Source organism: Halorubrum tibetense (genome assembly GCF_042661865.1).
Taxonomy (GTDB): Archaea; Halobacteriota; Halobacteria; order Halobacteriales; family Haloferacaceae; genus Halorubrum; species Halorubrum tibetense.
This window is the reverse complement of record NZ_JBHSWW010000154.1, coordinates 1-5,747: the sequence shown is the minus strand read 5'-3', so window position 1 is coordinate 5,747 and position 5,747 is coordinate 1. Positions and strand designations below refer to the sequence as shown.

The window sequence follows — 5,747 nt, the reverse complement described above, 5'->3', positions numbered from 1 at the left end:
GGCCGTCAGCGACGCCGCCGTCGCGTCGGCGGCGGCGACCCCAAGCGCGGTCGCACCGCCACTGCTCCAACCGCTCGACTCCCTCATCGGGTTCGTCGGCGATCTCGAGGACTGGCGGTTCGTGTTCCGGAACGCCGACTACCTGCTCGGGGGCGCGGTCGTCACCGTCGGGCTGACGGTCGCATCGATCCTCTTAGGTTTCGTCGTCGGCTTCCCGGCCGGCGCGGTCGAGGTATACGGCGACGGCCCGCTCAAACGACTCGTCGAGGGGGTCGGCGTCGTGTTACGCGGGACGCCCATCGTCGTCATCCTCGTCGTGATGTACTTCGTGATCGGCGTTCCGCAGGTGAACCTCGGTCCGTACTCGCTGTCGGGAGCGATAACCTCCGGCATCCTCGGGTTGGGGCTCCGGAGCGCCGCGTACCAGTCGCAGATCTTCCGGTCGACGCTCGCGAGCGTCGACGACGGCCAGCTGGAGGCGGGGCGGGCGATCGGCCTCTCCCGGTTCGAGGCGGTCAGGCACGTCGTCGTCCCGCAGGCGCTCAGACGGTCGATCCCGGGGTTCCAAAACGAGTTCACCATCGTGTTGAAAGACACCAGTATCGTGTTCGCGATCGGACTCGCGGAGCTCCTGACCCGCGGGTACGACCTGTTTATCGAGCGGACCACCGCCGTCCTTGAAGTGATCGTGTTCATCAGTGCCATCTACTTCGTGCTCACGTTCGTGACGAACCGCGCGCTCGACCGCCTCGGCGACCACTACGCGATCCCCGAGGGTGAGTCGGCGTGACCGACGAGGGGTTCCTCGCCGTCGAGGACGTTTCGAAGTGGTACGGCGACGAGCAGGTGCTTCACGACGTCTCTTTCGAGATGGGAGCGGGCGACGTCACCGTGCTCATCGGGCCGTCGGGCTCCGGCAAGTCCACGATGCTCCGCTGTGTCAACCGGCTCGCCGAGGCACAGGAGGGGTCGATCCGCCTCGACGGTGTCGACGTGCTCGATCCGGGAACGGACGTGAACGAGCTCAGACGCGAGGTCGGGATGGTGTTTCAGGGGTTCAACCTGTTCGCACACCTCACCGCCGTCGGTAACGTCGCGCTCGGCCCGCGCCGCGTGCTCGGCTTGTCGAAGTCGGACGCGATGGAACGGGCCCGCGAAGAGCTCGAGCGGGTCGGGCTCGGCGACCAGTTCGACTCCTATCCGGCGGAGCTCTCCGGCGGACAACAACAGCGGGTCGGGATCGCCCGGGCGTTGGCGATGGGACCGAAGCTCATGCTGTTCGACGAGCCGACGAGCGCGCTCGACCCCGAGCTGATCGGGGAGGTGTTGTCGGTGATGCACGACCTCGTCGATGACGGGATGACGATGCTCGTCGTCACCCACGAGATGAGCTTCGCGCGCGCCGTCGCCGACGAGATCGTCTTCCTCGACAACGGTCGGGTAGTCGAGCGGGGGCCACCCGAGCAGCTGTTCGAACGTCCCGAACACGACCGGACCGGCCGGTTCCTCGAACGCATCGCGGGACACGACTGATGGCGAGCGCGACGAGACCCGCAGGGTTGCGTCGGCGCGCGTCCGAGACGGAGCTCTCCGTCGGTCGGGTCCTCCTGGTAGCCGCCGGCGTCGTCTTCTGGGGCTGGCTGCTGGCGAGCTGGCTGAACCGATGGTTCGGGGGCGTCCTCGTTCCCGTCGGCGAGCCGTTCGTCGCGCCCGGGACCGTCGAGGCCGTCGTCGCGTCGGTCCCGATCGTCGCCGCCTACGCCGGCGATCTCGCGTTCGTCACGGGGATCTCGCCGGAGATCGCTCGCGGCATGTGGCTGACGGTCGTCATTACGGCGGTGAGCCTGTTCGTTGGGTTCTTTATCGCGGTGCCGCTGTCGGTCGCGCGGGTGTACGGCCGATACACGGCGTACGCCTCGTTGGCGTACACCGAACTGTTGCGCGGGACGCCGCTTCTCGCGCAGCTGTTCGTGCTCCACTTCGGGCTGAACCTCGGACAGTACGTCCCCGGCGTCCTCTCCGGGCTATTCATCCGGGACGTCGTCTGGGTCGCGATCGTCGGATTCACGCTCAACGGGGCCGCCTATCAGGCGGAGTACATCCGCGGGGCCCTAGAGAGCGTCGAGGAGGGGCAGATCACTGCGGGCCGGGCGATCGGTCTCTCGAAGGTGGAAACGATCTACTACGTCGTGTTGCCCCAGGGGCTCCGGTACGCGATCCCCTCGTGGACGAACGAGTTCGTCTACCTGATCAAGTACTCGTCGCTGGCGGCGTTCATCACGGTGCCCGAGCTGTACTACCGCGCGTTCCAGATAGCCTCCGACACGTTCCGCTACTCCACGATATTCGCGGTGACGGGACTCGCGTATCTCGGATTAGTCCTCACCGCCTCGAAGTTCATGGGCCGGGTCGAGGACCGGGTGGCGATCCCGGGGCTCGGCGCGGAACGGGAGCGATGAACCCGTGACCTGACCGGACCCGGATCGACCCGGCATCGCCGCTGTATCCCCACCCGTTCGAGCCGTCCGTATTCCGTGTGCCGTCCGCGTCCCGTGTGCCGTCCGCGTCCCGTGTGCCGTCCATGGTCGCCCGTACCACTCGTGCCGTCCGCGCCTCGGATCGCTACCCCTGTCGACGGCTCGGTCCCATCACTCCACACGCGAAATCGTTGTTGATATATTACAATTCGGAACTAGTTTCAACGTTTCCGATCCTGATCCCGGTTCTTACACGCCGAAATCGGTTGAATTCACGAGGATCAGTGCCGGTCCGATCTCTGGTGAAATGTTGTTCAAGTAAGACTTATTATGCCTCCGACACGACGAGGGAGCAATGCCCCCGCAGACGGATCCCCGTCCGGGAGTCGCCTATCGGCGACCGGATGGCGATCCGACTCGACTCCGAATCGAATCCGCCGGCGACTCCGAGCTCCCCGTCTCGGAGCTTCCCCGCACCGACTGGCTCGACGCGGTCCACCCGGACGACCGCGGCCGGCTCCGGGAGGGGCTGGGTTCGGAAACGGTCGATGTCGCCTATCGCGTCGACGCCGATGACGACTTCGCTTGGATCCAGGAACGGGGTCGGACGGTCGACGGCGACCTCGTCGGCTATCTCTTTCCGGCGTGCGACCGTGTCCGGCGCCAACGACAGCTCGAACAACAGCGTGAACGGCTCGACGAGTTCGCGAGTGTCGTCTCTCATGACCTGCGGAACCCGCTGTCGGTCGCGGTCGGGAACCTGGAGCTGGCCCGCGAGTTCGACGGTCAAGCGGCCGAGACGCGGCTCGACCGCGTCAACGACGCGCTCGATCGGATGGACGCGCTCATCTCGGACCTCCTCTCGCTCGCCCGGGAGGGACGTTCCGTCGAGGCGACGGCCGAGACCGATCTCCGGCCCGTCGTTCGCCGCGCGTGGAAAACCGTCGGCGTCCCCGACGCCGAACTGGCTGTCAGCGAACCGCTCCCCCGGATCGAATGCGACAGGGACCGGCTCCGACAGGCATTAGAGAACCTGCTTCTGAACAGCGTGGAACACGGTTCCACGAGCAACCGGACGCAGTCCGGTGACAGTGTCGAGCACGGCTCGACTAGCAGTCGGGCAGAGCCCGACGACAGCGTGGAACACGGTTCCACGAGCAACCGGACACAGTCCGGTGACAGCGTCGAGCACGGTTCCACGAGCAACCGGTCGAGGACCGACGCGCACGAGGCGGTCGAGGACGACCTCGTCCGAACGGTCGAAACGGATCCGTTCGGCGGCTCCGACCCTGCGACGGACGAGGAAGGAGGCGATCACGGGGTCCGCGTCGTCATCGGCGCGACCGACGAGGGGTTCTACGTCGCCGACGACGGACCGGGGATCCCGCCCGAAGAGCGCGAAACCGTCTTCGAGCCCGGACACACGACTGACGAGGACGGTACGGGGTTCGGGTTGGCCATCGTCGAGCGGATCGTCGAGGCCCACGGCTGGTCGATCTCGATAGCCGAGAGCCGCGCCGGCGGTGCCCGGTTCGAGATCACTGACGTCGATACCGTCGACACCTCCGGGCCACCCACCGGGGGAGACGCCGCGACCGCGAGGTCGGAACGCTCCTCCGCGGAGTGACGCCCCGATCACATGAAGTCGGTTAGTCCCGACTGTCCGTCGTCCTCATCGTCGGTTTCGCTCTCCCCGCTCCCGTTCGCGCTCGCGTCGCTCGTCGAGTCCTGCGTTTCGCTCGCGAGGTCTTCGGACCCCGCGTTAGCGGTATCGCCCGCTTCCGTCTCGTCCGCTGCTGCCGTTCCGGCGATCCCGCCGGATCGCCCCCCAGAGAACGCCCCCTCCGCGTTGTCGGTCAGCCGTTGCTCGCGGCGTTCCTGGGCGTCTTCGACGATCGACTCGACCTTGTTGGTCGACTCGCCGGACCCCGTGACGAACGCGACGCCGGCCTCGTCGAGGTCGTAGGCGGCGGCCATCGCGACGGTGAGCTCGCGCGGTTTACAGTGGTGTGTGATAGCCGAGAGGAACGGAAGCAGTTCGCGTCTGGCGGTCGCGACGCTACAGCCGCTCGCGGCCGCGATCCGTCCCACGACCTCGTCGGCCGTCGCGTCCGAGGAGGGCCAGAACTGCGGGCGACCGTATCGGGTCCAACCACCCTTCGTCCCGTCGCGAGCAGCCGCGACCCCGGCGGCCGCGTTGTCGGTCGCGTACCGCCAGTAGGTGTAGTTCTGTGAGGCACGGACACGACCCAACCAGACGTCGGCGTTCGCGAGGAAGTCGTACGCGCGGGTCGCTTCCGCAGAGTCGTACACGTCCAGCATGTTGTCCTCGATCCACTTCGTGAGGTCGTCGGGGGTCTCGTCGACGGCGTACGCCGACTGCAACGCCTCCTCGGCCGACTCCTCTTTGAGCACCGCGTCGAGGAACGGGAAGATCCCCATCGCCTTGTCGCGGTCGGCGGTGACGACGTCCTCGACCGCGATCGACGACCGCCCCTCACACGCCGCTTGCAGGTCGTTTATCGCGCCGCGGAGGTCGCCGCGGTTGCGTTCGGCGATCCGCTGGAGCGCGTCGGACTCGAACTCGATCCCCTCCTTGCGACAGATATCCCGGAGCACCGGGACGATGGAGCGCGCGGAGACGTCGCGAAACTCGATATCCTGACACGCGTTTCGAAGCCCACGGGAGATGTCGTAGAACTCGTTGGCGATGAGAACGATCGGCTGACCCGACTCCTTGACGAGCTGGGTGATCGCCGACGCGCCGCCGCGGTCGTAGTTGCCGTGGATGTTGTCCGCCTCGTCTAGGACGACGAGCTGTCTGGAGGCGGTGTCGCCGCCACTTGCGCCGCCACCCGCTGCGCTCCCGCCGAGGGTGGCGTTGCGGGCGGCACGTCCGGCGAACCGCTCGATGACGTCGGCCGTCCGCTGGTCGGACGCGTTCAGCTCCACCGTCTCCCAGCCCATGTCGCTCGCGAGCGCGTGCGCCGCGCTCGTCTTGCCGACTCCCGGGCTTCCGTAGAGGATGACGGCCTCGCGATGGTCGTCCCACGTGCGGGCCCACTCCGCGAACGCGTCGCGGGCCTTGTCGTTGCCGCGGACCTCCGAGAGCGTGCTCGGCCGGTAGCGTTCGGTCCAATCGGCCATTATCGGAGGAAGGCGCGAGCGCCGTTTAGTGGTTGCGGAGCCGTCCGTCGGGCGGCGAGTCCGCGCACGCTCTCTCCTCGGCGATCGCGTCGGCGACGAGCAGCTCGGCGAGGGCGGGGGCGA

At 67.3% G+C, this 5,747-nt stretch carries 5 protein-coding genes; 4 read left to right on the top strand and 1 reads right to left on the bottom strand.

The window, feature by feature from the left end:
• Positions 1-61: 61 nt before the first annotated feature.
• The 4 genes from ACFQEU_RS10370 to ACFQEU_RS10355 all read left to right on the top strand — a co-directional run bounded on the left by ACFQEU_RS10370 (position 62) and on the right by ACFQEU_RS10355 (position 4,104).
• Positions 62-790 carry an amino acid ABC transporter permease gene (locus tag ACFQEU_RS10370; protein WP_379781852.1) on the top strand — a complete coding sequence of 243 codons (729 nt, stop codon included), beginning with the start codon at positions 62-64 and terminating at the stop codon, positions 788-790.
• Positions 787-1,533, top strand: a complete 747-nt coding sequence (locus ACFQEU_RS10365; RefSeq protein WP_379781850.1) for an amino acid ABC transporter ATP-binding protein — start codon at positions 787-789, stop codon at positions 1,531-1,533. Before ACFQEU_RS10370 ends, ACFQEU_RS10365 begins: the two co-directional genes overlap by 4 nt.
• Entirely contained in the window at positions 1,533-2,459 is a 927-nt protein-coding gene (locus tag ACFQEU_RS10360) for an amino acid ABC transporter permease (protein WP_379781848.1), read from the top strand. The genes ACFQEU_RS10365 and ACFQEU_RS10360 overlap by 1 nt, the downstream gene beginning before the upstream one ends.
• Positions 2,460-2,832: 373 nt before the next feature.
• Positions 2,833-4,104: a sensor histidine kinase gene (locus tag ACFQEU_RS10355; protein ID WP_379781846.1), complete on the top strand. Its 1,272-nt coding sequence runs from the start codon at positions 2,833-2,835 to the stop codon at positions 4,102-4,104.
• Between the two features lie 8 nt (positions 4,105-4,112).
• On the opposite strand, the gene ACFQEU_RS10350 is transcribed toward ACFQEU_RS10355, so the two are convergent.
• A complete protein-coding gene (locus tag ACFQEU_RS10350; protein WP_379781843.1) occupies positions 4,113-5,624 on the bottom strand; it encodes a replication factor C large subunit in 1,512 nt (503 codons plus the stop codon).
• Positions 5,625-5,747: the final 123 nt, after the last annotated feature.

Bases quoted from the DNA above. Each gene is read 5' to 3' on its own strand.
- ACFQEU_RS10350 (WP_379781843.1), bottom strand. From the start codon at position 5,624: ATGGCCGATTGGACCGAACGCTACCGGCCGAGCACGCTCTCGGAGGTC.
- ACFQEU_RS10355 (WP_379781846.1), top strand. From the start codon at position 2,833: ATGCCCCCGCAGACGGATCCCCGTCCGGGAGTCGCCTATCGGCGACCG.
- ACFQEU_RS10360 (WP_379781848.1), top strand. From the start codon at position 1,533: ATGGCGAGCGCGACGAGACCCGCAGGGTTGCGTCGGCGCGCGTCCGAG.